Annotated in this window: 23 protein-coding genes and 1 pseudogene; 17 read left to right on the top strand and 7 right to left on the bottom strand. The window is 58.8% G+C overall.

Annotation, left to right across the window (positions count from 1 at the left end; translation table 11 throughout):
- Window positions 1–112 precede the first annotated feature (112 nt).
- Window positions 113–1345 carry a TRAP transporter substrate-binding protein gene (locus RD1_RS18765; RefSeq protein WP_011570152.1) on the bottom strand — a complete coding sequence of 411 codons (1233 nt, stop codon included), beginning with the start codon at window positions 1343–1345 and terminating at the stop codon, window positions 113–115.
- Window positions 1346–1438: 93 nt separating this feature from the next.
- On the opposite strand from RD1_RS18765, the gene RD1_RS18760 reads away from it, so the two are divergent.
- A complete protein-coding gene (locus RD1_RS18760) occupies window positions 1439–3049 on the top strand; it encodes a GMC family oxidoreductase (RefSeq protein ID WP_044033270.1) in 1611 nt (536 codons plus the stop codon).
- Between the two features lie 182 nt (window positions 3050–3231).
- Window positions 3232–6387 (top strand): reductive dehalogenase, encoded by a 3156-nt coding sequence (locus tag RD1_RS18755; RefSeq protein ID WP_245897342.1) that lies wholly within the window; start codon window positions 3232–3234, stop codon window positions 6385–6387.
- 55 nt (window positions 6388–6442) lie between these two features.
- On the opposite strand, the gene RD1_RS18750 is transcribed toward RD1_RS18755, so the two are convergent.
- Complete coding sequence (locus RD1_RS18750; RefSeq protein WP_011570149.1) at window positions 6443–7126, bottom strand: DUF1045 domain-containing protein; 684 nt, start codon at window positions 7124–7126, stop codon at window positions 6443–6445.
- 151 nt (window positions 7127–7277) lie between these two features.
- Here RD1_RS18750 and RD1_RS18745 point away from each other — a divergent pair, with 151 nt between their 5' ends.
- Together RD1_RS18745 and RD1_RS18740 are read left to right on the top strand one after the other, a co-directional pair.
- Window positions 7278–8240, top strand: a complete 963-nt coding sequence (locus RD1_RS18745) for an NADPH:quinone oxidoreductase family protein (protein ID WP_011570148.1) — start codon at window positions 7278–7280, stop codon at window positions 8238–8240.
- Window positions 8241–8250: 10 nt separating this feature from the next.
- Window positions 8251–8613: a YigZ family protein gene (locus RD1_RS18740; RefSeq protein ID WP_011570147.1), complete on the top strand. Its 363-nt coding sequence runs from the start codon at window positions 8251–8253 to the stop codon at window positions 8611–8613.
- Here the strand turns inward: RD1_RS18740 and RD1_RS18735 are convergent.
- Window positions 8600–9577 (bottom strand): DMT family transporter, encoded by a 978-nt coding sequence (locus tag RD1_RS18735; RefSeq protein WP_011570146.1) that lies wholly within the window; start codon window positions 9575–9577, stop codon window positions 8600–8602. The genes RD1_RS18740 and RD1_RS18735 overlap by 14 nt on opposite strands.
- A gap of 151 nt (window positions 9578–9728) precedes the next feature.
- Between RD1_RS18735 and RD1_RS18730 the strand changes: the two genes are divergently transcribed.
- The 10 genes and pseudogenes from RD1_RS18730 (at window position 9729) to RD1_RS18680 (ending at window position 18381) form a co-directional block, all read left to right on the top strand.
- Window positions 9729–10667 (top strand): ABC transporter ATP-binding protein, encoded by a 939-nt coding sequence (locus RD1_RS18730; RefSeq protein ID WP_011570145.1) that lies wholly within the window; start codon window positions 9729–9731, stop codon window positions 10665–10667.
- A complete protein-coding gene (locus RD1_RS18725; RefSeq protein WP_011570144.1) occupies window positions 10664–11425 on the top strand; it encodes an ABC transporter permease in 762 nt (253 codons plus the stop codon). The genes RD1_RS18730 and RD1_RS18725 overlap by 4 nt, the downstream gene beginning before the upstream one ends.
- 68 nt (window positions 11426–11493) lie before the next feature.
- The gene (locus RD1_RS18720; RefSeq protein ID WP_011570143.1) at window positions 11494–12291 is read left to right on the top strand and encodes a S49 family peptidase; all 798 of its coding nucleotides are present in this window, start codon (window positions 11494–11496) and stop codon (window positions 12289–12291) included.
- 174 nt (window positions 12292–12465) lie between these two features.
- Window positions 12466–13413: a calcium/sodium antiporter gene (locus RD1_RS18710; RefSeq protein ID WP_011570142.1), complete on the top strand. Its 948-nt coding sequence runs from the start codon at window positions 12466–12468 to the stop codon at window positions 13411–13413.
- Window positions 13414–13435: 22 nt separating this feature from the next.
- Window positions 13436–14215: an SDR family oxidoreductase gene (locus RD1_RS18705; RefSeq protein ID WP_011570141.1), complete on the top strand. Its 780-nt coding sequence runs from the start codon at window positions 13436–13438 to the stop codon at window positions 14213–14215.
- Between the two features lie 289 nt (window positions 14216–14504).
- Window positions 14505–16383 (top strand): annotated as a pseudogene (gene uvrC, locus RD1_RS18700) (excinuclease ABC subunit UvrC).
- Between the two features lie 101 nt (window positions 16384–16484).
- The gene (gene pgsA / locus RD1_RS18695; RefSeq protein ID WP_011570140.1) at window positions 16485–17153 is read left to right on the top strand and encodes a CDP-diacylglycerol--glycerol-3-phosphate 3-phosphatidyltransferase; all 669 of its coding nucleotides are present in this window, start codon (window positions 16485–16487) and stop codon (window positions 17151–17153) included.
- A complete protein-coding gene (gene moaD / locus RD1_RS18690) occupies window positions 17150–17395 on the top strand; it encodes a molybdopterin converting factor subunit 1 (RefSeq protein WP_011570139.1) in 246 nt (81 codons plus the stop codon). Before pgsA ends, moaD begins: the two co-directional genes overlap by 4 nt.
- Before the next feature lie 3 nt (window positions 17396–17398).
- Window positions 17399–17842, top strand: a complete 444-nt coding sequence (locus RD1_RS18685) for a molybdenum cofactor biosynthesis protein MoaE (protein WP_011570138.1) — start codon at window positions 17399–17401, stop codon at window positions 17840–17842.
- A gap of 89 nt (window positions 17843–17931) precedes the next feature.
- Window positions 17932–18381 carry a universal stress protein gene (locus RD1_RS18680; RefSeq protein WP_011570137.1) on the top strand — a complete coding sequence of 150 codons (450 nt, stop codon included), beginning with the start codon at window positions 17932–17934 and terminating at the stop codon, window positions 18379–18381.
- 12 nt (window positions 18382–18393) lie between these two features.
- Here RD1_RS18680 and RD1_RS18675 read toward each other — a convergent pair whose 3' ends face one another.
- The 3 genes from RD1_RS18675 to ubiA are packed head-to-tail and all read right to left on the bottom strand — an operon-like array spanning window position 18394 to window position 21658.
- Entirely contained in the window at window positions 18394–18723 is a 330-nt protein-coding gene (locus RD1_RS18675; RefSeq protein ID WP_011570136.1) for a hypothetical protein, read from the bottom strand.
- A 34-nt stretch (window positions 18724–18757) separates the two neighbouring features.
- Window positions 18758–20635 (bottom strand): OmpA family protein, encoded by a 1878-nt coding sequence (locus tag RD1_RS18670; protein ID WP_011570135.1) that lies wholly within the window; start codon window positions 20633–20635, stop codon window positions 18758–18760.
- 60 nt (window positions 20636–20695) lie between these two features.
- Window positions 20696–21658 (bottom strand): 4-hydroxybenzoate octaprenyltransferase, encoded by a 963-nt coding sequence (ubiA, locus tag RD1_RS18665; RefSeq protein WP_011570134.1) that lies wholly within the window; start codon window positions 21656–21658, stop codon window positions 20696–20698.
- A 12-nt stretch (window positions 21659–21670) separates the two neighbouring features.
- Between ubiA and RD1_RS18660 the strand changes: the two genes are divergently transcribed.
- From RD1_RS18660 to RD1_RS18650, 3 genes are all read left to right on the top strand, one after another.
- Window positions 21671–22402: a 16S rRNA (uracil(1498)-N(3))-methyltransferase gene (locus RD1_RS18660; protein WP_044033541.1), complete on the top strand. Its 732-nt coding sequence runs from the start codon at window positions 21671–21673 to the stop codon at window positions 22400–22402.
- Between the two features lie 30 nt (window positions 22403–22432).
- Window positions 22433–22954, top strand: a complete 522-nt coding sequence (locus tag RD1_RS18655; protein ID WP_011570132.1) for a hypothetical protein — start codon at window positions 22433–22435, stop codon at window positions 22952–22954.
- Window positions 22955–23019: 65 nt separating this feature from the next.
- On the top strand, window positions 23020–24390 hold the full coding sequence (locus RD1_RS18650; RefSeq protein ID WP_011570131.1) for a glutamate--cysteine ligase: 1371 nt from the start codon (window positions 23020–23022) through the stop codon (window positions 24388–24390).
- Between the two features lie 354 nt (window positions 24391–24744).
- Here RD1_RS18650 and RD1_RS18645 read toward each other — a convergent pair whose 3' ends face one another.
- Window positions 24745–25155 (bottom strand): universal stress protein, encoded by a 411-nt coding sequence (locus tag RD1_RS18645; RefSeq protein ID WP_011570130.1) that lies wholly within the window; start codon window positions 25153–25155, stop codon window positions 24745–24747.
- Window positions 25156–25307 lie beyond the last annotated feature (152 nt).

The raw sequence follows: 25307 nt of genomic DNA, 5'->3' as shown, positions 1-25307 counted from the left end.
ATCTCCCCCTCACTGTAGGAATTCCACCATTATGAGGTGGTATTTTGAGATAAGAAGGCCGACCCGAACGCCTTTTCGGGTCGGCCCTTTCTCATTGTGTGTCAAGCCTGGTTCAGGCTTTCCACCACCGGCGCGGCTCAACATTCTCGGGCAGGGTGTCACCCGGAATCTTGCGGACTTCGTTGTAGATGTCCTGATAAGTGTCGAGGCCACCGGACCAGCCGTTAAGCCGCTCGCGCCACTGCTCCCACAACTGTGGTTGATACTCTGGCGAACACATTTCCTCGGCTTTCTTGATTTCCGCGTCAGACAGGAATGCGTTGCGCACGTCGTTCTGGGCAAAGATCGTGTTTGGCAGCTGGGGATCGGATTGGCCAACGGTGTTGATCAGCGCGACCTCATTCGCGGCTTGTACATGGACCTGCGCGAGATAGGACGATTCCATCACGGCGTCCTGCAACTCGCCACCAAGGCTGTCGAAGACGGAGGCAGACATTGCCGTATGCTCTGTGCCGCAGAAGAAGTTCAGGTGAACCGACTGCGATACAACCGGCGCCATGTTGGCATAGGCCACCGCGGACGCCCATGTTTCGGCCCCATCAATCAGACCCTGCTTGAGGCCATCAAGGGTTTCTTCCCACGCCACCGGAACCGGGTTCAGGTTCAGCGCTTCCATGGCGATCCGGCCAAGCTGTGTCCCTGTGACACGGTTCTTGGTGCCTGCAAGCTCTTCAACGGATGTCACCAGCGGCTTGTCTGCGAAGTTCAGGCCCAACTGGATACCGCGCAGTTCTGCGTGGCTGAACAGGAACTTCAGTCCGTGGCGTTTTTCATAAGGCTCACGCAGCAGTGCCTGCGACGCGGGTGAATAGAGGAAGTAATACTGATCCGCGCGGTTGCGGAACATATAGGCGTAATCTAGCACGTTCAGATAAGGCGCACCGCCCGCAGAGTTCTGCGTGGATGCCGCATAGATATCGACGATACCCTGCTGCGTTTTCTCAACGCAGGATGTTTGACCGCAAATCTGGTTGTCGCCGATGAACTCGACGCGAATCTCGCCGTCTGTGCGGCTTTCAAGATCGCGCGCGAATTCCAGACAGCCGGCGCGTTCAATCAAAAGGTTGCGGGCATTGAAGCCGGACGCACCGAACTTCAGCGTAAATTTCGGCTCTTTCGCGAACCGCTTTTCATATGTGGATTCAGCAGCTTTTGCCAGATTTGCAAAGCTCATCGCACCGCCGAACGTACCGGCCGCCAGAAGCGTAGAGCTCATGCCATAGCGGCCAGCGATCTTGAATAGATCGCGACGCGATATGCCATTGATGTTGTTTGATGTTTTCATGCGTTCCTCCCTGAACGTCGATTATTGAGACATTTCGTCCCAAAAAACACTAGTATGGTTAATTGTTTTTGCCTAGAGTTTTTTTTACTCTACATGTGGGAGAACGGTGTGGAAGCAGATTTTATCATTGTCGGAGCAGGTTCAGCCGGTTGTGTCCTCGCCAATCGTCTGAGCGCTGATCCCAAAAACAAGGTGATCCTGTTGGAGGCAGGCGGGCGCGATCTGAACCCGTGGATTCACATCCCTGTTGGATACTTCAAAACCATCCATAATCCAAACGTTGATTGGTGTTACAAAACCGAACCTGATCCGGGCCTGAACGGGCGGTCCATTGAATGGCCGCGTGGCAAGGTGCTGGGTGGGTCATCATCGCTCAACGGGTTGCTCTACGTCCGTGGTCAGCCGCAGGACTATGATCGCTGGCGGCAGATGGGCAATACCGGGTGGGGCTGGGATGATGTTCTGCCGCTGTTCAAGCGCGCCGAATGCAATGAACGCGGTGCGGATGAGTTTCACGGCGATCAGGGGCCGCTTTCAGTCTCGAACATGCGCATCCAGCGGCCCATCACGGATGCCTGGGTCGCGGCGGCGCAGGCTGCGGGCTACAAATACAACCCCGATTACAATGGCGCCGAACAGGAAGGCGTCGGCTTTTTCCAGTTGACCAGCCGCAACGGGCGGCGGTGCAGTTCGGCGGTGGCCTATCTGAACCCTGTCAAGAAACGGCCCAACCTCAAGATTTTAACGCATGCGCAGGCGGACAAGGTCGAGATCAACGAGGGCCGCGCGGTTGGTGTGACCTATACGGACCGGTCAGGTCAGCAACAGATGATCCATGCCCATCGTGAGATAATCCTGTGCGGCGGGGCGATCAACTCGCCGCAGCTTTTGATGCTGTCCGGGATTGGCGATGCGGAGCAATTGGGCGAACACAACATAGAGGTCAAAAAAGCCCTGCCGGGTGTTGGCAAGAACCTGCAGGACCATTTGCAGGCGCGTCTGGTCTATAAATGCAACGAACCCACCCTCAATGATGAGGTGACAAGCCTGATCGGACAAGCCAGGATCGGGCTGAAATACGCCTTGTTCCGGTCGGGTCCCATGACCATGGCGGCGAGCCTTGCCACCGGATTTCTGAAAACCCGCGATGATTTGGAAACGCCGGACATCCAGTTCCATGTACAGCCCTTGTCGGCGGAAAATCCCGGCAAGGGGGCAGACAGGTTTTCGGCCTTCACGATGTCGGTGTGTCAACTGCGTCCTGAAAGCAAAGGTGAAATCAGACTGGCCTCGGCCAATGCGCGCGCCTATCCCAAGATCATCCCCAATTACCTCTCGACCGAGACGGATTGCCGGACGGTGGTTGCTGGCGTCAACATCGCCCGCACCATTGCGCGCCATGCCCCGCTGACGTCCAAGATTTCGCAGGAGTTCCGCCCGCATGAAAGCCTGGACATGGATGACTTTGACGCCACGCTCGATTGGGCGCGCAACAATACCGCGTCCATCTATCACCCCACGGGTACGTGCAAGATGGGCGATGGCGCGGATGCGGTCGTGGATCACAAACTGCGTGTTCACGGTATCGACGGGCTGCGTGTTGCAGATTGCTCGATCATGCCGGAGATCGTGTCGGGCAACACGAATGCGCCCGCGATCATGATCGGCGAAAAGGCCTCTGATCTGGTGCTGGAGGTTGCGTAACCTCTGCCTTGGAGCCGGGCTGGCGTAGGGGCGGGATTTACGTGTAGCTTGATGCCATCCGGCAGTGCTGCTGCCCGGTGCAGGTTACCGTTGGGGTTTCCTGTCAGGCTGATTGAGATGGCACAGTGACGACAAGGTTTTTCTCGACTGCAAAGCGCCCGCCGCACCTCGGTCCCTATCCGATGGAACGCTTGCAGCGTGGCGCAATGCCCGATCTTGCAACCGTGCCGGCGATGCAGCCCTTGTCGTTTGAAACCCACGATGACCCGCTGTCGATCATTCATGCGATGGATGAATATCAGGCCACCATGGATGCGATCCGCGACGGTTTGGTAAACCGAACCCGTGCGACCTGCCCGGAAGATCCGCGGGAAAGGGCCGAGCACCTGAAAGCCTTCGGGTATTTCAGTGACGCATCCATGGTGGGCGTTGGGCCTGTTCCCCGAAGCGCCTTGCTCGATCAGCCTGTGCGAAATGCGGGCATTGATCGTTTGGCGCAGGAACTCAAGACCAGGCAGGTCAAGACGCTGGCGTCCGGCATTGATACGATCATGGCGGATTTGCAGGAAAGCGTGCAGGCTCCCCCCAGCACCATCGTGGATCATGAACACGCGCTGGTCTTTCTGTACGACATGCCGCGCGATCCACGCGCCGATGAAACGGGCGCCGCCTGGATTCAGAGTGCGCAGGCGCATCGGGCCTGCCTGCGCGCGTCCGAAACGGCGGTCGTTCTGGCCGAATACATCAGGTTGCTGGGCTGGGATGCCAAGGCGCATACCGCGACCAGCACGGATGTTGATCTGAACCAGTTGACGGTCGCCGCAGGGCTGGCTGTTGTAGACGACGGCACATTGGTGAACCCCTTTCTGGGGGATCGTTTCGGCGTTGCGGTCGTAACGACGAGTTTGCCTGTGGCGCATGACCAACCCCTGCGCCCATTGCCCGAACAAGGATGGCTGAAAACAAACGCACCAGCTTGGTGGGTTGGCTATGGCACCGCAAAATCAGCACTGAACAGGGACCCGTTTGCGCGGCGCGATTTTGCCCAAGGACCGCACCCTTTCGAGACGCTGAAACGGGTTGAGCAGCCGACGACCTATATTGACGAGGCACATGTCGCGCGGGTGCCCAAGCGGGCGGACATGTTCGCGCGCGCGCAATTCGGTGATCTGGGCAAGGCGGTGCAGAAGGCCGCCGCCGGGGGCTATTACGCGCGCAAATCGGCCCCTTCGATGGCACAACGGCGGATGTTGGGTGCTTTGATCCCGTTTCAGGATGGTGCCGTGGCTGGCGAAAAGCAGACCGGAACGGCAGAAGAGAACGCCGCGAATATCAAAGCCGCAAGCTATTTTCTGGGCGTCGATGCGGTTGGCATCAGCCGCTGCCCCGACTGGACGTGGTATAGCCACGATGCAACGGGTGCTGTGCTGGACCCGCCGCACGATCAGGCGATCAGCATGATCATAGATCAGGGTTTCGAGACGATGGAGGGGGCCTCGGGCGATGACTGGATCAGCGTGGCGCAATCCATGCGGGCCTATCTGCGGTTCTCGCTGCTCGGCGGGGTGATCGCGCGTCAGATCAGGCGCATGGGATACAAGGCCAAGGCGCATACGGTCATGGACGGCGAGGTGTTGCAACCGCCCCTGTTGCTTTTGTCTGGTCTGGGTGAGGTCAGCCGAATTGGCGAGGTGATCCTGAACCCCTTTCTGGGGCCGCGCCTGAAATCCGGGGTGGTTACGACCGATATGCCGCTTGCGCATGACAGGCCGATTGATTTCGGGCTCCAGCGGTTTTGCGAAAGCTGCAACAAATGTGCGCGCGAATGCCCCTCGGGCGCAATCACTGCAGGGCCGAAAAAGATGTTCAACGGCTATGAAATCTGGAAATCGGACAGCCAGAAATGCGCAACTTATCGCATTACGACCAAAGGCGGGTCGATGTGCGGGCGCTGCATGAAAACTTGCCCGTGGAACCTTGAAGGGTTGTTTGCAGAAAAGCCGTTTCGCTGGGCGGCGATGAAAGTGCCAAAGGCCGCACCGGTGCTGGCGCGGTTGGATGACGCTTTGGGCAATGGGGGGCTGAAGCCCGTCAAAAAGTGGTGGTGGGACATCGAGCTTGACCGGGACGGCGGCTACCACCCTGCGCGTGCGCCGGTGAATGCGCGGGATCTGCAGGTCGACCTCGACCTGAAACACGCCGATCAGACGCTGGCGGTATACCCGGCACCGCTGGCCCCGCCGCCTTGGGCCTACCCGTTTCCCATGGACCGTGAGGCGGGGATCGCGGCCTATCAGAACCTGATATCCGCAGCGGAATACAAGCGTCGGCGCAAGGCCGGTGAAACAGGTGCCTGGGCGCATGCTTACGCGGCCGACGCCAATGACAGCCCTGTTGTTCAGGTGCAGGTCGCACGCGTTACACATCTGACGGATAAGATCAGCCACTACGTGCTGAAAGCGACAGATGGTGCGATGCTGCCCCGCTGGGACGCCGGGGCGCATCTGGATATTGTCATCGCGCCCGATACCCTGCGCCAGTATTCCCTGATGGGGGATCCGGCAAATCGCCGGTGCTATGAAATTGCGGTGTTGCGCGAAGACAAAGGCAAAGGCGGTTCGCGGCTGCTGCACCGCATTTTCAGCGAGGGTCGAAAGGTCTTTGTTTCCAGACCCATCAACCATTTCCCGCTGGTGTGCGACGCCGACCACAGTTTTCTGATGGGCGGGGGCATCGGGTTGACGCCCATGATTGCGATGGCCCATGCGCTTCATGCTGCGGGGCGCTCGTTCGAGGTGCATTACTCGGTCTCACATCAGAAAACGGCTGCATTCGTGCCGCTGCTGTACTCCGTGCCATGGGCAGACAGGGTGCATATTCACAACAGCCAGAATGGTAGGCGGGCACCGCTTGATGCGATTTTCCGCGCCCCCCGGACAGGTGCGCATGTCTACGCATGTGGCCCTGATCGCTATATGTCGGCCGTCATGGCGGCGGCTGAAAAGGCGGGTGTCTCTGAGGAGGCGCGCCATCTGGAGTATTTCACGGTTCCCGACCTGCCGGAGTATCAAAACCATGATTTCACGCTGGTGTTGAAAGACGGTCGGCGCATCCCGGTGCCTGCGGATCAATCTGCCGCGCAGGCGCTGATTGCAGCGGGCGTCGCCGTTGATCTGAAATGTTCTGACGGTCTGTGCGGCGTGTGCAAATGCGGCGTCATCTCGGGTGAGGTCGAGCATCGCGATTTTGTCCTGTCCGCCAAGCAGCGCAGCGATCAGATGATTTTGTGCCAGTCGCGTGCGCTGCAGGATGGCGGTGAATTGGTGCTTGATCTGTAAACCACGCCGCCCGCGTTTGTGGATCAGGCGGGGAGCGCCCTCATGCGGCTAGGCTTCATTTTGCGGCACCGGTCTGCGGGTCGCGCAGCCTCGCCTGCTCTATCGACTTGAAAGTACCATCCGGGCGTTCGCCGACAAGCGTGATCGTGGAGATTGTCAGCGGTACAATTTGCGCTGGCGCGAAATGCGCCTCGGCCTGCGCCATCACCCTGTCGCGGATGTCTTTGGGAAGCGGACCGCTCAGCGTCATGTGAAACCGGAACGAGTCCATCACATGGGCATATCCCCATTTTTCGAGGTTCTGGCGATGCGCCTGCGTCATATTCGGTTTGGTTTTTCGCAGACGCTCCGCTTCGCTCATGGGCGCGCGAAGAGCGTCAAGCCGCGTGACGCAATTGGCTGCAAGGCTTTGCAAGGCATCCGTATTTCCAAACGGTACCAATGCCACAAACCCGCCGAGACGTCTGACCTCCAGCCCCTCCAATGCGACGGGCGCGAGGTTCTGAGCCAGATCGCGAAACGCACAAGTCAGGTCATCTTCCGTGACCCCGTCCACCAGAAAGAACGGCGCTTTCAGCGTGGCATGAAACCCGTATCTGCGCGGGGTTGCGACGATATCAAGGTCGGGTGTCCCAACGGGCTGGCCTGTTGCGATGTCCCATCCAAGCCAGCGCGCACCAAGCTCGGCAAACTGCCCGGGCGGTGGCGTGTAGTAGATGGCATAGCGGGTGTAGGTCATCCTGTGTCCGGTGGCTTGGTTGCACCGCTGTTCTGACATGGCGATTGCAGGCTTGCCAAGACCAAAAGGCGCATCACCCCGCCGCGCCCCTTGCAAATACGCACGCCCTCTGGGCAGATAGGCGCTGAAAGCGGCAGTAAAGGATGTTTCGATGCGCGCAATGCAAGTGACGGAACTTGGCAAACCCCTCAGCCTGCGAGACATACCGCACCCCTCCGCCGGGGCCGGGCAGGTTGTCGTCAAGGTGCATACCTGCGGTCTGAACTTTGGCGATTTGCTGGCAATCAAAGGCACCTATCAGGAACGGCCCGACGTGCCCTTTACCCTTGGTATGGAGCTCTGCGGGACGGTCACGGAGGTGGGGCAGGGCGTAACCAGGTTCACGGCCGGCCAACGGATCGCTGCCTATTGCGGCTTTGACGCCTTGGCGGATTTCGCGGCCATTTCCGCCGATATCTGTGTGCCGATCCCGGATGTCATGTCCGATGAAGATGCCGCCGCTTTCCTGATTGCCTATGGGACCAGCCATGTTGCGCTCGATTACAAGGCGCATCTGCGTGCGGGGGAGCGGTTGCTCGTGCTTGGGGCCTCGGGCGGCGTCGGGCTGACGGCGGTCGAGTTGGGCAAACTGATGGGCGCAGAGGTGATCGCCGTGGCGCGCGGGGCGCAAAAGCTAGAGGTGGCCAAGGCGGCAGGCGCGGATCATCTGATCGATTCCGAGACGGATGATATTCGGGACTGCGTCAAGGCATTGGGCGGCGCGGATGTGGTCTATGACCCGATTGGCGGTGATCAGTTCAAGGCGGCCTTGCGGGCGTGCCGACCGGAGGCGCGCCTGATCCCGCTGGGGTTTGCCTCGGGCGAGGTGCCGCAAATTCCGGCCAACCATCTGCTGGTCAAAAACCTGACGGTGATCGGCTTTTACTGGGGCGGTTATACGCGGGTGAACCCAAAGGTCCTGACAGATAGTTTCGAGGTGCTGACTGATTGGTATGTGGCCGGCAAGATCAAACCACATGTCAGCCACGTCCTGCCGCTGGAGCAGGCCAATGAGGCGCTTGACCTGCTGCGCACGCGCAAGGCGACCGGCAAGGTTGTGGTCCGGGTGGCGTAAGGGGCCGGGCGTGCAGGTTTTCGAAGGGATCATAAGCGATCGCGGTTCAAAATATGCCGTCTCCGGCGGGCCCTGTGCAGATGAAACAGCGGCCAAAGCCTTTGTTGAAGCGCTGCTGCGGCGCAAGAAATTTTCCAAGGCGACGCATCATTCATGGGGCCTTTTGACGTCCAGCGGTCCGCTCAAGAACGATGATGGTGAGGCCGGGGCCGGTATGGTGATCCTGCGCATGTTGGAGCGCGAAGGGCTGCAGGACGAAATCGTTGTCGTGACGCGCTGGTATGGCGGCAAGCATCTGGGCGGAGACCGATTTCGCCATGTGCAGGACGCTGTGCGGTATTATCTGGAGCGACGCGACGCTATTGACGTTTGATCGGGCCGCGCGCCACCACGCGGGCTTTTTGCTGTTCGCGCAGGAACACGAACAGACCGGAACCGAGGATGAGCGCGATGCCCGCCCAGACCTCCCAGACCGGGAGTTGCGCAAAGATCAGCCAGCCCCAGAAAACCGCCAGAGGCAGCCCGACATATTCAAACGGCGCGACGGTTGCGGCATCCGCGATACGGTAGGCCTGGCTCAGGCAATAGCCGATGATAGCGGCATTGGCGCCCATCCCGAGGATGAACCACCAGTCTGCCCCGCTGGGCCAAATCCACGCGCGGAGCAGGAATTGCAAAGACGGGTTTTCCGTACCCGCCGCGAACCGGCCATCCCCGGCAACAAGATAGAACCCCAGCGAGACCACGATGAATGACATATGGATATAGACCGACAGCGCAGAGGCTTTGCTGCTGACGCCAAGCTTTCGCGTCATCAACTGGTTGAGCGCATACATCAAGGCGGCAAAGACCGGCAGCAACAGGACAAGGCGCGAGACCTCGAGCGTTTCTGCACCCGCCCAGGGCCGCTGCATCAGGATCACACCGCAAAACCCGACCAGAACGGCCGTCATGCGCAGGATGCCGACCTTCTCCCCCAGAATAGGGATCGACAAAAGGGTGATCAAAAGTGGTGCGGCAAAGAACAGCGCCGTTGCATCCGCCAGCGGGAGCGCGGCAAGGGCTGCAAAATAGCTCATGTTCGCCGCAACGATAAGCAGGCCGCGTATCGCGTGCAGCACAGGCTGGCGGGTTTTCAGAATGCGCCATCCGCCTTCCATCTGGACCAGAAACATCGAAAACGCGAGCCCCAGAGCCGAGCGCAGAAAGACGAGTTCATGCAGCGGGTAGTCACCGGAAAGCTGCTTGATCAGCATGTCATTGACCGAAATGGCCAAAACGCCGAATAGGATGAACAGGATCGCAAGGCCTGACTTATTCTCAGCAGATGTGGTCATGAGCCACCCATATCATGCAAATGATGCAGGTCTTGCACAGATGCGACACGCCGTGCTGCATCCGGGACGTCGGGGCACAGCGCAATTCTGCTCTGTCCATTCGGCGCATGCGGGACTATCTCTTCGGGGGATTATGTGGGGAGGCGCTTTTATGACGGCCATTCTTGAAATCAACGACCTGCGCAAGGTTTACGCTGATGGTTTCAAAGCGCTCAAAGGTGTGAGCCTTGAGATTGAAGAAGGCGAGATCATCGCCCTGCTGGGGCCGAATGGGGCTGGTAAAACGACGTTGATTTCCACCGTTTGTGGCATCACACAAGCCAGTGGTGGCACCGTTTGCGTTGGTGGGTTCGATATCAAGAAGGACTTTCGCGCCGCCCGCAGTATGATCGGTCTGGTTCCGCAGGAGGTCAACCTTGAACCCTTTGAGCGCGTGATCAACACCGTGCGCTTTTCACGTGGGTTGTTTGGCAAAGCGAAGGACGACGAGAAGGTCGAAGCAATCTTGCGCCAACTGTCCCTCTGGGAAAAACGCGACAACCAGATCCGAGAATTATCTGGGGGCATGAAGCGGCGTGTGTTGATCGCCAAGGCGCTCAGTCACGAACCCCGCCTGCTGTTTCTGGATGAACCAACGGCAGGTGTGGATGTCGAATTGCGCAAGGACATGTGGGAGATTGTTGCGGGCCTCAAGGCGTCCGGTGTGACGATCGTGCTGACGACCCATTACATCGAAGAGGCCGAAGCCATTGCGGACCGGGTTGGCGTGATTGCCAAGGGTGAGTTGCTGCTGATCGAGGAAAAATCCGAGTTGATGAAGCGCATGGGTCAAAAGCAGCTTCAGGTGCAACTGACCCAAAGGCTCGAAAGTATTCCCGCGTCCTTGGCGACATACAACCTCAGCCTCGCTCCGGACGGCTGTTCTCTGACCTATACCTATGACACGCGCGGCGAACGCACGGGCATTACCTCGCTGTTGGCGGATGTGTCCGCCGCGGGTCTGGTGTTGCGCGATGTGGTCACGCGGCAAAGCAGTCTGGAGGATATTTTCGTTGACCTCGTCCACCGTGAAGAGGAGGCCGAGGCATGAACCTGATCGCTGTAAAGACCATTTTCAGATTTGAAATGGCCCGGTTTTTCAGAACCATCGCACAAAGCCTGATCTCCCCTGTCCTGTCGACCTCGCTTTACTTTGTGGTGTTTGGCGCGGCCATTGGCAGCCGTATTCAGGAAGTCGACGGCGTCAGTTACGGCGCGTTCATCGTGCCGGGGCTGATCATGCTGTCGGTGATCACGCAGGCGATTTCCAACGCCTCTTTCGGCATCTATTTCCCCAAGTTCATCGGCACGACCTACGAACTCCTGTCCGCCCCGGTCAGCTTTCTTGAGATTGTCGCAGGCTATGTGGGGGCGGCGGCTGCCAAGGCGATGTTCATCGGTGTGATCATTCTGGGCACGTCCTTTGTTTTCGTGGACATTCAGATCGCGCACCCCATCGCGATGGTGCTGTTTTTGATCCTGACCTGCCTCAGCTTTTCGCTTTTGGGCTTTATCATCGGCATATGGGCAAGCAATTTCGAACAGCTGCAACTGGTGCCTTTGCTGGTCATTACGCCTTTGGTTTTTCTGGGCGGTGCATTTTATTCAATTTCGATGCTGCCCCCGCTTTGGCAAACGATCTCGCTTTTCAACCCGGTCGTCTACCTGATTTCCGGGTTTCGCTGGTCGTTTTTCGGCGCTGCAGATGTGCCGATTGGCCTTTCCCTTATGGCGATTGCGGGTTTTACCGGCCTGTGTCTGCTGGTGATCGGCTGGATCTTCAAAACCGGCTGGCGTCTTCGGCAATAAAGTGACGTGTGAAAACTCTTGTCTGATCCGCCTTGTTTGAGGAGGGGCGTCATTCTACATGAGCACTCATGAAACGATGGATACCCTTTCTGAAAGCAGACCCGACGGTCGCCGTGATCCGCCTCTCCGGGGTGATCAGTGCTGCGGGGCGCGGCACGTTGAACGACGAAAGCCTTGCGCCTGTGATTGAGAAGGCGTTCGCGCGCGGCAAGCCTGCGGCGGTCGCGCTTGAGGTGAACTCGCCCGGCGGCAGCCCTGTGCAATCCTCGCTCATAGGGGCGCGGATCCGGCGGCTGGCCGAGGAAAAAGACATCCCCGTCATCGCCTTTGTAGAAGACGTGGCCGCCTCCGGTGGCTATTGGCTGGCTGCGGCGGCGGATGAAATCTATGGCGATGAAAGCTCGCTCGTCGGGTCGATCGGTGTTATCTCCGCGTCTTTCGGGGCGCATGACTTGTTGGCGCGGCAAGGAATCGAGCGACGCGTCTACACGGCGGGGAAATCAAAATCCATGCTCGACCCGTTCCGCCCGGAAAACCCCGAAGACGTGGCCCGCCTTAAAGGCCTGCTCGAGGACATCCATGGCAATTTCAAGGACCATGTCGCTGCGCGCCGCAAGGGTAAACTTACGGACGACCGCGACCTGTTCACCGGCGAAGTCTGGCTGGCGCGCCGCGCTGCTGAGCTTGGGTTGATCGACGGCATCGGGCATCTCAAACCCATGATGACCGAGCGCTTTGGCGAGAAGGTAAAATTCCGCAACTACGGTATGCGCAAACCGCTGCTGACCCGCTTTGGCAGCCGCATCCTGGATGATACGTTGCACAGTATCGAAGAACGCAGCGCCTTCGCGCAGTTTGGTTTGTAACCGAATGATTTTCAAAATCGTCACTCTGTTTCTCGTCTTCATGGGGGTGCTTGCCATGTTCGGCAAGATGCACTGGCTGGGCGGTAAACGCCTTGCGTCGGCCAAATGCAAATCCTGCGGACGCTACCGTATCGGACGGGGCCCCTGCGCCTGTGGCGATAAAGGAAACCGCACATGATGCCTTGGCTGTTGTCCGGCCTTGGGCTGGTGATCCTGCTGCTTGCGGGCGATTCATTGGTCAAGGGTGCGGTGAACCTCAGCCTGCGCCTTGGCGTGCCCGCGTTGATCGTGAGTCTGACGATTGTTGCATTCGGCACCTCTGCCCCTGAGTTGCTGATTTCGGTGCAGGCCGTGCTGGACGGTGTGCCGGGGTTGGCCCTCGGCAATGTGGTGGGGTCGAATACGGCGAATATCCTGCTGGTGCTTGGCATTCCGGCCTTGCTGGCGACGATGCACACCTCGGAGTGTGACACGCGCAAGACCTATATTCACATGATCCTCGCGTCGGTCCTGTTCATCGGTTTGGCTTATCGCGGTGTCTTTGACTGGATTGCGGCGCTTGTTCTTCTGGGCGCTCTGGCGCTGGTGCTTGGGGACGCTTTTCGCGACGCCTACAATCACAGCACGTCAGAATGTGACAACCCCGAAGAAGACCTCGAAGGGGTTGATCCCGACCTGCCCATGTGGCGTATCCTTATCTTTCTCGGGCTGGGCCTGATCGGTCTGCCTTTGGGGGCGAACCTTCTGGTCGAAAATGCCACCGTGATCGCCAAGCAATATGGCATCTCTGACACGGTCATCGGCCTGACGCTCGTGGCGATTGGAACCTCGCTGCCGGAATTGGCAACCACCGTCATGGCCGCGTTGCGCCGTCAGGCAGATGTGGCCCTTGGCAATGTGATCGGCTCGAACATGTTCAATCTGCTGGCGATCATTGGCATTGCGGCCTTTGTCGGCCCGATCCCGGTTGATCCCGAATTCATGCGGCTGGACTTCTGGGTCATGCTGGCGGCGTCCTTCCTGCTTTTGCCTTTCGTCTTTTTCGGATGGAATATCACGCGGGCATGGGGTGTGCTCTTGTCTGTGCTCTATGTCGCCTATCTTGTACTGCTCTTGGCGTGAGACCAGAGCAGGGGGCACTGAAATGAGCAGAGCATTGGTGACAGGCGCCGGGCACCGGCTGGGGCGCGAAATGGCGCTGTATCTCGCCGGGCGCGGCTATGATGTTGCTGTGCACTATGCGTCCTCCGCAGACGGCGCCGGGGAAACGGTGCGCATGATCGAGGCCGCGGGGGGGCAGGGGCATATGCTGCAAGCCGATCTGCTGGACGATGGGCAGACCGCCAATCTGTTCGCGCAGGCGCGCGCGTACCTTGGCGGGGACATCACATGTCTGGTCAACAACGCATCCATCTTTGAATACGACACCATCGACACTGCCACGCGGCAGAGCTGGGACCGTCACATGCAGAGCAACCTGCGTGCCCCTTTCATCCTGACGCAGAAAATGGCGGACCAGCAGATGGCACCGAAAACTGATGATGCAGGCGAGCCCTATGCGTCAGGGGTCATCGTCAACATGATTGATCAGAGGGTGCGCAAACTCTCGCCGGAGTTCATGACCTACACGCTCGCCAAGATGGGGTTATGGGCGCTGACCCAAACGACGGCACAGGCATTGGCCCCTGCGATCCGCGTCAACGCCATCGGGCCGGGCCCGACACTCAAAGGCGGGAGGCAAACCGATGAGCAATTCAGGACGCAAAGAGAAAGCACCGTTCTGAAGCGCGGATCCAATCCCGCAGATATCACCGCCGCTCTCGGGTATATTCTGGATGCGCGCGCGCTGACCGGGCAACTGCTGTGTATCGACGGTGGACAGCATTTAGGCTGGGAAACACCGGACATACTTGGGGTTGAATAGGCCTGAGCGAGAAAAGTTTTACACGTTCCGGATCGCCGTCACAAAACCGTTACAAAATTGCTTGTATTTTCAAACCCTTGCCCGATATATTTAAAAATATATAGTAAAAACAATAGGTTAAGTTTGCGCCTAATTTTTAGGCATTTCGTGGAAATACTAAGAAAACAAGGAAAAATTCTGGTCTGGACCAAGTTATCAGCAGAGTTGTCCACAGCTTCGGTGGACACCTTAAGCCTTGCAGCCACCTGCGTTACAGTGCCGCCGGAAAGGGAATCATGTACAGAGTGCTATGACAGGTAAAGTTGACACTCATCCAAAAGGCGAGGTGCTGGGCTGCGAGGTCATCCAAGGGTATCTCAAGACGCTGGATGTCTCACCGGGCGTCTACCGGATGCTCGATTCTGAAAGCCGGGTGCTCTATGTGGGCAAGGCGCGTAACCTGCGCGCGCGTGTGTCGAATTATGCGCGCCCTACCGGTCACACGCCCCGCATTGCGCGGATGATTTCGCTGACCGCGTCGATGATGTTTCTGACCACAAAGACAGAGACCGAAGCCCTTCTGCTTGAGCAGAACCTCATCAAGCAGCTCAAGCCCAAGTTCAATGTGTTGCTGCGCGATGACAAGAGTTTTCCAAACATCCTCGTTTCTGCGGATCATGAATATCCGCAGATCAAGAAACACCGGGGTGCAAAAAAGGAAAAAGGCAGCTATTACGGTCCCTTCGCATCAGCGGGGGCGGTGAACAGAACGCTGAACCAACTGCAACGCGTGTTCTTGCTGAGAGACTGCTCCAACAGCATGTTTGAAAGCCGCACCCGCCCGTGTTTGCAGTATCAGATCAAACGTTGCTCGGCGCCCTGTGTCGGCAAGATATCCCCGCAGGATTATCGTCAGACGGTCAAGGATGCGGAAAAATTCCTGACCGGCAAAACGACGGATATTCAGGCGCGGCTCGCACATGAGATGTCGCAAGCTTCGGAGGCGATGGAGTTTGAACGCGCGGCGGCCTTGCGCGACAGGATCAAAGCGCTGACGCAGGTGCAGACCGCACAGGGCATCAATCCCAAGGGCGTGGCCGAGGCGGATATCGTGGCACTGCATCTGGAGAACGGGCAGGCTTGTGTGCAGGTGTTTTTCATCCGGGCAAACCAGAACTGGGGCAATCGCGATTATTACCCGCGTGTCGGGGCCGATGTGGAGGCCGCTGAAGTTCTGGAAGCGTTCCTCGGTCAGTTCTATGACACCCGCGAACCGCCGCGCCAGATTATCCTGAGCAATGACATCGAAAATCCGGATCTCATGGCAGAAGCCCTCTCCGGCAAACTTGGCCGCAAGGTCGAGCTGATCGTGCCAAAGCGCGGAGAAAAGGCGGAATTGATTGATGGTGCTCTGCGCAATGCCCGCGAATCCCTTGCGCGCAAGATGGCCGAGACGGCGACACAGGCGCGTCTGATGAAAGGGCTGGCAGAGGCCTTTGACCTCAAGGCGCCGCCCGAGCGGATCGAAGTCTATGACAACTCGCATATTCAGGGCGCGTTTGCGGTCGGTGCGATGATCGTGGCCGGGTCCGAAGGGTTCCTGAAAAACCAGTACCGCAAGTTCAACATACGTGGCGAGGATCTGACACCGGGGGATGATTTCGGCATGATGAAAGAGGTTCTGAAACGACGCTTCAAACGCCTGATCAAGGAAGATCCTGACCGCAGCGAAGGTCATTGGCCGGATTTGCTGCTCATCGACGGGGGCGCCGGGCAGGTCAGCGCCGTGGCCTCGATCATGCGCGAATATGGTGTGGAAGACATCCCCATGGTGGGCGTCGCCAAGGGCATCGACCGCGATGCGGGCAAGGAAGAGTTCTATCGCATGGGCAATCGCCCCTTTGCCTTGCGCCACAATGATCCCGGTCTTGTATTTCATCCAGCGCATGCGGGACGAAGCGCACCGTTTTGCGATCGGCACGCATCGCGCCAAACGGTCCAAGGCGGTGGGGGCCACCCCGCTGGATGATGTGCCGGGCGTCGGCGCTGCGCGCAAACGCGCGCTTTTGGCGCATTTCGGCTCCGCCAAGGCGGTGGCGCGCGCGAACCTCAACGACCTCAAGGCGGTGGATGGCGTCTCGGGCGCGTTGGCGGAAAAAATATATGACTATTTTCACGAACGCGGCTGATCTGTTCACGCCCCGTTCAATGATCAGGGGTTTTCTGCCATTGGCGATATTGCACTTGGTTGATGCTTTCGCACGCAAACCCGGCGGTGTAAGGTGCTGAAATGAGAATGACTATTCCAAACCTGTTGACGATCATCCGTCTGATTGCCGCACCGATGGTGGCGGTCATGTTCCTGTATTTCACGCGACCTTATGCGGATTGGTTCGCCTTGATCCTGTTCGTCACAGCCGCCGTGACGGACTGGTTCGACGGTTATCTGGCGCGCGCATGGAAACAGGAAACGAAACTGGGCACGATGCTGGACCCGATTGCGGACAAGGCCATGGTTGTGATCGCGCTTATGGTGATCATCGGCTTTTCCAGTTGGTCGCCGTGGCTGGTTCTGCCTGCCACCGTCATCCTGTTTCGCGAGGTTTTTGTATCCGGTTTGCGCGAGTTTCTTGGCGATACGGCGGGCACCCTGAAAGTGACCGTGCTGGCCAAGTGGAAAACGACCACTCAGATGGTTGCCATCGCGGTGCTCTTTTCGCACGGCGTCTTTGAACATTATCTGGGCATGTCTGCATGGGGCATGGATCAGGCACTGGTCGATGCTATATTCGCCGGTGTTGAACCGGATCTGCAAGGGCTGCGCTGGAAACATACGGCGATGGAATGGGCCGGATCAATCGGGTTGACCCTGTTGTGGGTGGCGGCAGGTCTGACGTTGATTTCCGGTGTGGACTATCTGATGAAAGCCATGCCGTATCTGAAGGATGACGACAAATGAATGTGCTTTATTTCGCATGGGTTCGGGAACGCATCGGCGTCCCGCGTGAAAACATTGAAACCTCGGCGGCGACGGTCAACGATCTGGTGGCGGAATTGCGCGCCAGGGAAGAGCGTTACGCCGTGGCCTTTGCCGATACTTCCGCCCTACGGGTCGCCATTGATCAGGAGCTGACCGAGTTTGACGCCCCGCTGGCAGGGGCAAAAGAGGTCGCCTTCTTTCCGCCCATGACCGGGGGCTGAGCGATGCGGGTCGTGGTGCAGGACGCTCCCTTTGACTTCGGCCATGAGGCGCAGGCCTTTGCGCGCGGCCACACCAGCATGGGCGCCATCGTCACATTCACGGGTGTTGTGCGGGACACGAATGAAGCCCCGCTTGAGGCCATGGAGATTGAGCATTACCCCGGTATGACCGAGGCGGCGCTGACGGACATTGCTGAGCAGGCCATATCGCGTTGGTCGCTGGGGAACGCGCTGGTCATCCACCGCCATGGCCGCCTGGTGCCGGGGGAGATGATCATGATGGTCGCCACCGCCGCACGCCACCGCAAGGATGCGTTCGAGGCGGCGGAATTCCTGATGGATTACCTCAAGTCCCGCGCGCCGTTCTGGAAGCGCGAAATCACATCGCAGGGCGCATCATGGGTCGCCGCACGCGACGAGGACGAAGCCGCGCTGGAGCGATGGTAGCCGGCACGCAGTAGCGTTGATCCAGGTCATTTCGCAAATATGGATGTCGCAGTATAATCTACCTATCAGAAATAGAGGGAGATCAGACGATGTTCACGACAATTTGTGTAGGCTATGACGGATCGGAACCTTCGGACAATGCTGTTCGGATGGCCTGTGATCTGGCAACGAAATATGACTCATCCGTGCATGTCGTTCATACACCACATCCCGAAACAGTCGCTTTTGCCATGGGCGCGGTCGCGGGCTACCACGTTGCAACAACGATGCCCTCTGCCGAAGAAACCGCCAAATCCGCCGCTGTAATGCTTGAAAAAGCAGTCGAGACGGCCAAGGCGGCTGGCCATACGGGAGAAATCAAAACCCATGTGGGCGAAGGCGATGCAGCGAAATCGCTGATCGAATACGCCAACAGCGTTGATTCAGACCTGATCGTGACCGGACGCCGCGGGCTTGGCAATCTTTCTGCGCTCGTGTTGGGCAGCACGTCGCAAAACGTGGGGCATCACGCAAGCTGTGCGCATCTGACGGTGAAATAGAGGCGCTTGCCTTCAGCCAGCCTGTTGTTTCTGGTTGAGGCGGGCACGCATCTCTTCGGCTTCGTGGCGGGCGTCACGCAGCCCATCCATCGCCGCGCGAAGCTCCGCTTCGGTCTGTGCAAGCTGGTTGGTCAGTTCGGCTTCGCGTTGTTGCAGGTAGGTGATTGCCTGATCGCGGGTTTCCTCCGCCTCATGCAGTTCCTGCGCCATGCGGTCGAGTTGTGCGACATCATCGGCTGCGACACGCGAAAAACGGTGCACCAGCCAGTTTGCAAACCATCCGAGGCAAAATGCGATAAACAGCATGATTGCTGTCGCCACCACGAATTGCGGGCTGGTCATTCTACTGTCCTTTCGACGTGCCGGTTGGCCCGGATCATTCCGTTTCTGTCACTGTATCGCTCTTTTCGGCGATGCTTTCCAGCGCAGATTCGCCCTCTGGCACGCTTGGTTCCGGCCGGATCAGTTTAAATTCGATGCGCCGGTTGGCCTCGCGCCCCTCTTCGGTGTCATTATCCGCAATCGGGTTCGATTCCCCGTAGCCCTTGGCAATGAAGTTTGACGTCAGCACCCTGCGCGCGCGCAACTCGTTCAGCACCGATTGCGCCCGCGCCTGACTGAGCGAGCGGTTCATTTCTTCGCGCCCCTGACTGTCGGTATGGCCCTGCACCTCAAGCTTCAGATCGCCACAGACCCGCAAAACGTCGGCGATCTGATCCATCGTGGTGAGCGCTGCCGCATCTATCGTGGCCGACCCGGGTTCAAAGTTGATCTTTTCCCCGGCCATGATGTCGGCAATCTTTGCCTCGCATTCCTCCGCAGTGGGCAGCGCCGCAACAGGGTCGAGCGCCTCGACATAGGCGACATCGACATCAAAGGCGGCGTCATTGCCCAGCTTCTCCACCATCAATCTCGCAATCGCCTCGCTGGCCTCGGCATTGCCCGAACGTCCTGACAGGGTGACGCGGTCGGGCGTGACCGTAACAGCTCCGCTGTTGAGGAAACCGAGCGCTTCGATGCCGGCAAGAACGCGTATCGACCAATCCATGGGCAGGTCCGCGACATTGCGCGTGGCCGTATAGACGTTGTCTGATCCGAATTTGGCCTTGGCAAAGCTGTCCGCAACATCGCGTATCGCTTCACCCGGCATCCGTCCGCGCAACTGTACCTGCCCTTCGGGGCTGAGGGTTGCGATGAATTCAGACGGGCCGCTGTCTTTTTCATCGGGCAAGGGCAAAACGGCGTTTAGCACGAAGACATCGGGCAGGGTCGCCTCCAACTCCCCGATGACCCGGTCAAAGAGTGCGGGCTGCGTGCCCTCGGCGGCCGCAAGGGTGATGTCTGCGTCGGAAAAGGTGACCGTCCCATCCCCCAAGGCGTTAAGCGCGTCAATGGCGTCTACGACCGCATCGGTCCACGAAGGGGATGGCACGCCCATGCCAACAGTGCAGCGACCCGGACCCGTCAGCCCGGCCCTGAACGCTGCATCCAGAATACGGCCCCGCGCCTCATCCGTATCGGCAGAACAAGCATCAAATCGCGTACCATTTTCGTCTTTCACGAAACGCAGCGTAAAAGGCGTGATCACCGGGCGCGGCGCTGTGATATTCAAAGAGACGCGCAGCGCCGGCGGGGCGATGCGGAACAGATGCGCCTCCATCTGCGCCTTGTCTGCCGCGCTTTGTGCAATGGCGGTGATTGATACGCGACCGGCCTCGACCGACACTTTGGCGCGCGGCAGATCCTTGATGGCGGTGATGGCATAGGCCACGGCGTCCTCCCACCCGGTTGGGGCAGGGTAGTCGGCAGTTTCCAGCAGGTCGGTGATGGGCAGATCGCTCATGGCGGAAAAGCCGTCGATGAGTGCGGCGCGATCAGTGCTTTGCGGGATCAGCCCGATGACCGAAAGACCGGCAGTATTCCTCAGCACTTCTGCGGAAAACCGGGGTGCCTCCAGTTCGGCAACTGCGGCCACTTCCATCTCATCCACGACGCGCGCGGCATCCACGATGGATCCGGCGAGACTCAGGGCCTGAAACCGCAGCGCTTCGGTCGGTGCAACGCCCGCCATCATGACCTGCAGCCCGTCGGCCTCGACTTCGGCCCAGGTCAGCCCGTTGCGATCGAGCAGATAGCGTATTTCAGTCTCTGACCTGTCTTCTATGACATTTACGGAATAGCTCGCCGCCAGCAAGGATGCGCCTGCGGCAATCGCAAAGGTTGTGACAACGAGGTGAGCGCGAGAAAGTGGCATATCATCCTGAAACTGTTAGATGTCGGTTTCTTTGATAGGGGGCGGGCGCACAGGTTTCAATCACAGCAACAGGGCGATGCCAAAGAACACAAGCGGGATCATGCCGGTGTCCCGGTTCGCGCGAAACAGCTGCAACAGCTTTGCGTTGTCGTCCGTATCCAGACCGCGCAGCTGCCACGCCATGTGCCAGCCCATGGCCCATGGCCCGCCGAGCGCAACCACAAGCGCGAGCAAGTTCGCGGCTGGCATGACGGCAAAAATCACGGCGACCCCCATAAGGCCCACGGTCGCCATCAAAAAGCGGCGCAACCACGCCGGGGTCTTGTCCCCAAAGAGCCGCGCGGTGGATTTGATCCCGATCAACGCATCATCTTCGGTGTCCTGATGGGCATAGATCGTGTCATAAAACAGGGTCCACGCGATACCGGCGGCGTAAAGAACCACGGCGGGCGCATCAAGCTGGCCGCTATGGGCCGTCCACGCCAGCAGCGCACCCCAGTTGAATGCAAGGCCAAGGAACACCTGCGGCCACCATGTGAACCGTTTGGCGAAAGGATAGATTGCAACAGGCAGCAGCGCCAGAATACCAAGGCCAATCGCGGCAAGGTTGAACGTGAGCAGAATGCCGAACGCCAGTACCGCCTGCGCGCACATCCAAATGACGGCGCCGCGCACCGTGACCTGACCCGAGGGGATCGGACGCGAGCGGGTACGTTCAACGCGCCCGTCAAAATCACGATCGGTGATGTCATTCCACGTGCAGCCCGCACCGCGCATCAACCAAGCGCCGAGCGCGCAACCTATGGCGATCCACAGATCAAACCAGCTTGCCTGCTGGGTATAGAGCATCGACAGCGCAAGGCCCCACCAGCAGGGCAGCAGCAGCAACCACGTCCCAATCGGGCGATCCGCGCGGCTGAGACGCAGATAGGGGCGCGTCGCCGCCGGGGCATAGAGATCGACCCAGTTGTCTTTTGGCGCATCCGCGACCTGACCATCTGGCGCTTGGGCTGGCTCTTGCATATGTATCTCCGTATGGACCGCTCAGTCACAGCCAAAATCCGGCTCTATGTAGATCACCCTTTGGGGGAGGGGCAATCTGTTCCTGTGTCGCGGGATCAGGCGCATTACCTTTTCGGCGTGATGCGCTTGGGTGTGGGCGCGCATGTTCTGGTGTTTGACGGGCAAAGCGGCGAGTGGCTGGCTGAAGTCGCGCAGGCGGGCAAGCGGGCTGGGGAATTGCGTCTGCTCCGTCAGATACGGCCCCTCTTGATGCCCCCTGACCTCTGGCTTTTGTTCGCGCCGATCAAAAAGGCCCGAACGGATTTCATCGTGGAAAAGGCCGTGGAGATGGGGGCCGCGCGGATCATGGCCGTCCAAACGGAATTTACCAACGCAGGGCGTATTCAGCGCGACCGATTGCAGGCCCATGCGGTTGAAGCTGCCGAGCAATGTGGCGGTACTTTTGTGCCGCCGGTTGATGATCTTGTTCGGCTGGACCGGGTGCTGGATGGTTGGGATACCACGCGAAGCATCATGTTTTGTGACGAAGAACGTGCAGGCGAGCGCCTGACGCTGCCTCAAAACGCGGGGCCCTGGGCGATCCTGATCGGCCCGGAGGGTGGTTTTTCGCCCCGTGAGCGGGAAAAACTCGGCAGCCTTGCGCATGCGCACCCCGTGTCGCTAGGGCCACGTATCCTGCGGGCGGATACGGCGGCGGTTGCCGCATTGACCCTGTGGCAGCAGGCCTTGGGGGACTGGACATGAGGGCGCATGATGACAACGAAAGGACGCAAGATGATCCGTCCTGAAGCCAAAGCGCAGATCATCCGCTGGCGCGAGGCTTTGATCGGGGTGATTGCCGTTTGCATCGGGCTCTTGTGGCTCAGTGATGCAGGGCCTCTGTTCTTGCTGCCCGCACTTGCCGCGCTGATCGGCGGGGCCGCGCTGATCTGGATCGGGGTTCAGCGTGCCAGATTTCGCCACGCGGGTGACGGTCCGGGGTCGGTGCGGGTGGATGAAGGGCAGATCATCTATTTTGGCCCCCTTACAGGCGGCGCTGTGGCCTTGCGCGAACTGACCAGCGTGACGCTTGATCACAGGCATTTCCCTGCGCATTGGCGGCTGCGCGAAGGCACAGCGCCCGAGCTGCTGATCCCGGTGAATGCCGAAGGGGCGGAGGCCCTTTTCGATGCCTTTGCGACATTGCCCGGCCTTCGGATGGAACAGGTGCTGGCCGCTTTGAAATCATCCCGGAAGACCACAATGCTTTTGTGGCAGCGCGACAGACCTGTTGACGTAAAGGCCCGGTTGCATTGACACCCGGTTCATTTCGGCCCATCCCTCAGAAGTCACAGTGAACAAAACACACGGAGCCTCCCCCTATGTCTATTCCTCAGTCTGGCGGCGGCCCAATCACGTCATATGACCAGATGGTTGGCTATCTCGCCAGTGGGTGCAAGCCCAAGGAAGACTGGCGGATCGGCACCGAGCACGAGAAATTCGGTTATTGCAAGGACACGCTACTGCCCTTGCCCTATGAGGGGGACCGCTCCATCCGGGCGATGCTTGAAGGGTTGCGCGATACCTTCGGCTGGGCACCGGTTTCCGAGGATGGCAAGATCATCGGCCTTGAAAAGGACGGCGCGAATGTCAGCCTTGAACCCGGTGGCGCGCTGGAACTGTCAGGCGCGCCGCTCGAGACGATCCATGAGACCTGCGACGAGGTCAACGTCCACCTGCGCGAGGTCAAAGAGGTCGCGGATCGGATTGGCGTGGGTTTCATCGGCTTGGGTGCGGCCCCCATCTGGACGCATGAGCAGATGGATCTGATGCCCAAGGGGCGTTACAAACTGATGAACGATTACATGACCAAGGTCGGCACGATGGGCCGTGTCATGATGCGGCGCACCTGCACGGTTCAGGTCAATCTGGACTTCGGTTCCGAGGCGGACATGGTGCAGAAAATGCGCGTGGCCCTCGCGTTGCAGCCCGTTGCGACGGCCCTTTTTGCGAACTCACCGTTCTTTGAAGGCAAGCCAAACGGCCATAAATCCTGGCGTTCACGCGTGTGGCGCGATCTGGATGCGGCACGTACGGGCATGCTCCCCTTTGTTTTTGAGGAGGGTTTCGGGTTTGAACGCTGGGTCGAATACGCTCTGGATGTGCCCATGTATTTTGTCTACCGCGATGGCAGATACATTGATGCGCTGGGGTTGTCGTTTCGCGATTTTCTAAAGGGTGAACTGTCGGCCCTGCCGGGTGAGGTTGCGACACTGTCTGACTGGGCGGATCACCTGACCACCGCCTTTCCCGAAGCGCGCGTGAAGAAATACATCGAAATGCGCGGTGCGGATGGCGGTCCGTGGCGCAGGCTCTGCGCGCTGCCGGCGTTTTGGGTTGGCCTGATGTATGACCAGACTGCGCTTGATGCCGCATGGGACCTTGTCAAAGGGTTTGACGCCGAGACGCGCGACGCTTTGCGTGTTGCGGCCTCGGTTGATGGTCTTCAGGCAAAGGTCAACGGCATCAGCATGCATGATCTGGCCCGTGAAGCGGTCGCGATCAGCCAGTCAGGCCTTGCCGCGCGTGCCCGCCCGGGTGCCGGTGGCATGGTGCCGGATGAAACGCATTTCCTGAACGCGCTGCATGAGAGCATCGAAACCGGCAAAACATCCGCCGATGAACTGCTCGATCGCTATCATGGCGACTGGAACGGCGACCTGACGCGCATCTACGACGAATACTCCTACTGAAAACAAAAAGCAGCCCGCAAGGGGGCTGCCTTTTTATCGATCGGTTTGGGTGTCTTAGGCAGTCCTGAGTGGACGCGCCCTGGCGGAAGTTCCAGGACGCGTGCGCTGTGGATGCGGCAAATTCGGGAAGGTCCGTTCTGTCATACCGAGTTTCGAGTAAAGCAACCTGCCAAAAGCTGTTTTTATAGCGTATGACGCATGGTCAGGAACACTGCATATCACCTTACATGTTGAAACCCTTGATTTATGGCAACGCTGGGTACTTCTGATTTTTCGCATGACGTTTCATCGAAGGTTTACGCTTTCTTCATATGCCATCCGGAAAAAGGGGGCTAAGCGCCCCCCCCGTCGATATCACCGCAAAATATGCACGCCGCATTTTGCATGGCGCACCACGCGTGCGGCTGTTGAGCCGAGGAAATAGTCCTCGAACCCGGGCTTGTGGGACGCGATGACGATGCAATCAGCGTCATGTGTTTTACTGTATTCCAGAATGCTCGTGTAGGCGTGGCCGTGCACAATGGCAAACTCACATGTGGCTTTCACGCCTGCGGCCATTTCTTTCAGCCCGTTCAATGCGTCTTTCGTGTGCTGCTCCTTCAATCCTTCCGGCAAGTATGTCGTAGCGTAGGAAGGCACCTCTTCCATGACATGCAGCAGTGTGATCTTGCCGCCCTCTTCCAAAAGTTGCTGGGCAACCTTCAAGGATTGGGCACTGCGTTCGCCATGATCGAATACGACTGGAACGATGATATTGGTGTACATTTCAACTTCTCCTTTAAGTTAACCGTACCCTACACCATCTTTACCCGGCAGGCCTTGATCAGGATCAGACCGCCGCCGGTTTCTGCGCCTTTGTCGCTTGGCTGGGCGCAAGACCGTTGTACATGAAAAAAGCCCCGGAGGGGTTCTCCGAG

The sequence above is a fragment of the Roseobacter denitrificans OCh 114 genome (assembly GCF_000014045.1).
Lineage (GTDB): Bacteria > Pseudomonadota > Alphaproteobacteria > Rhodobacterales > Rhodobacteraceae > Roseobacter > Roseobacter denitrificans.
Note: the sequence above shows the minus strand (reverse complement) of the source record. Positions and strands in the feature narration are given on the sequence as shown.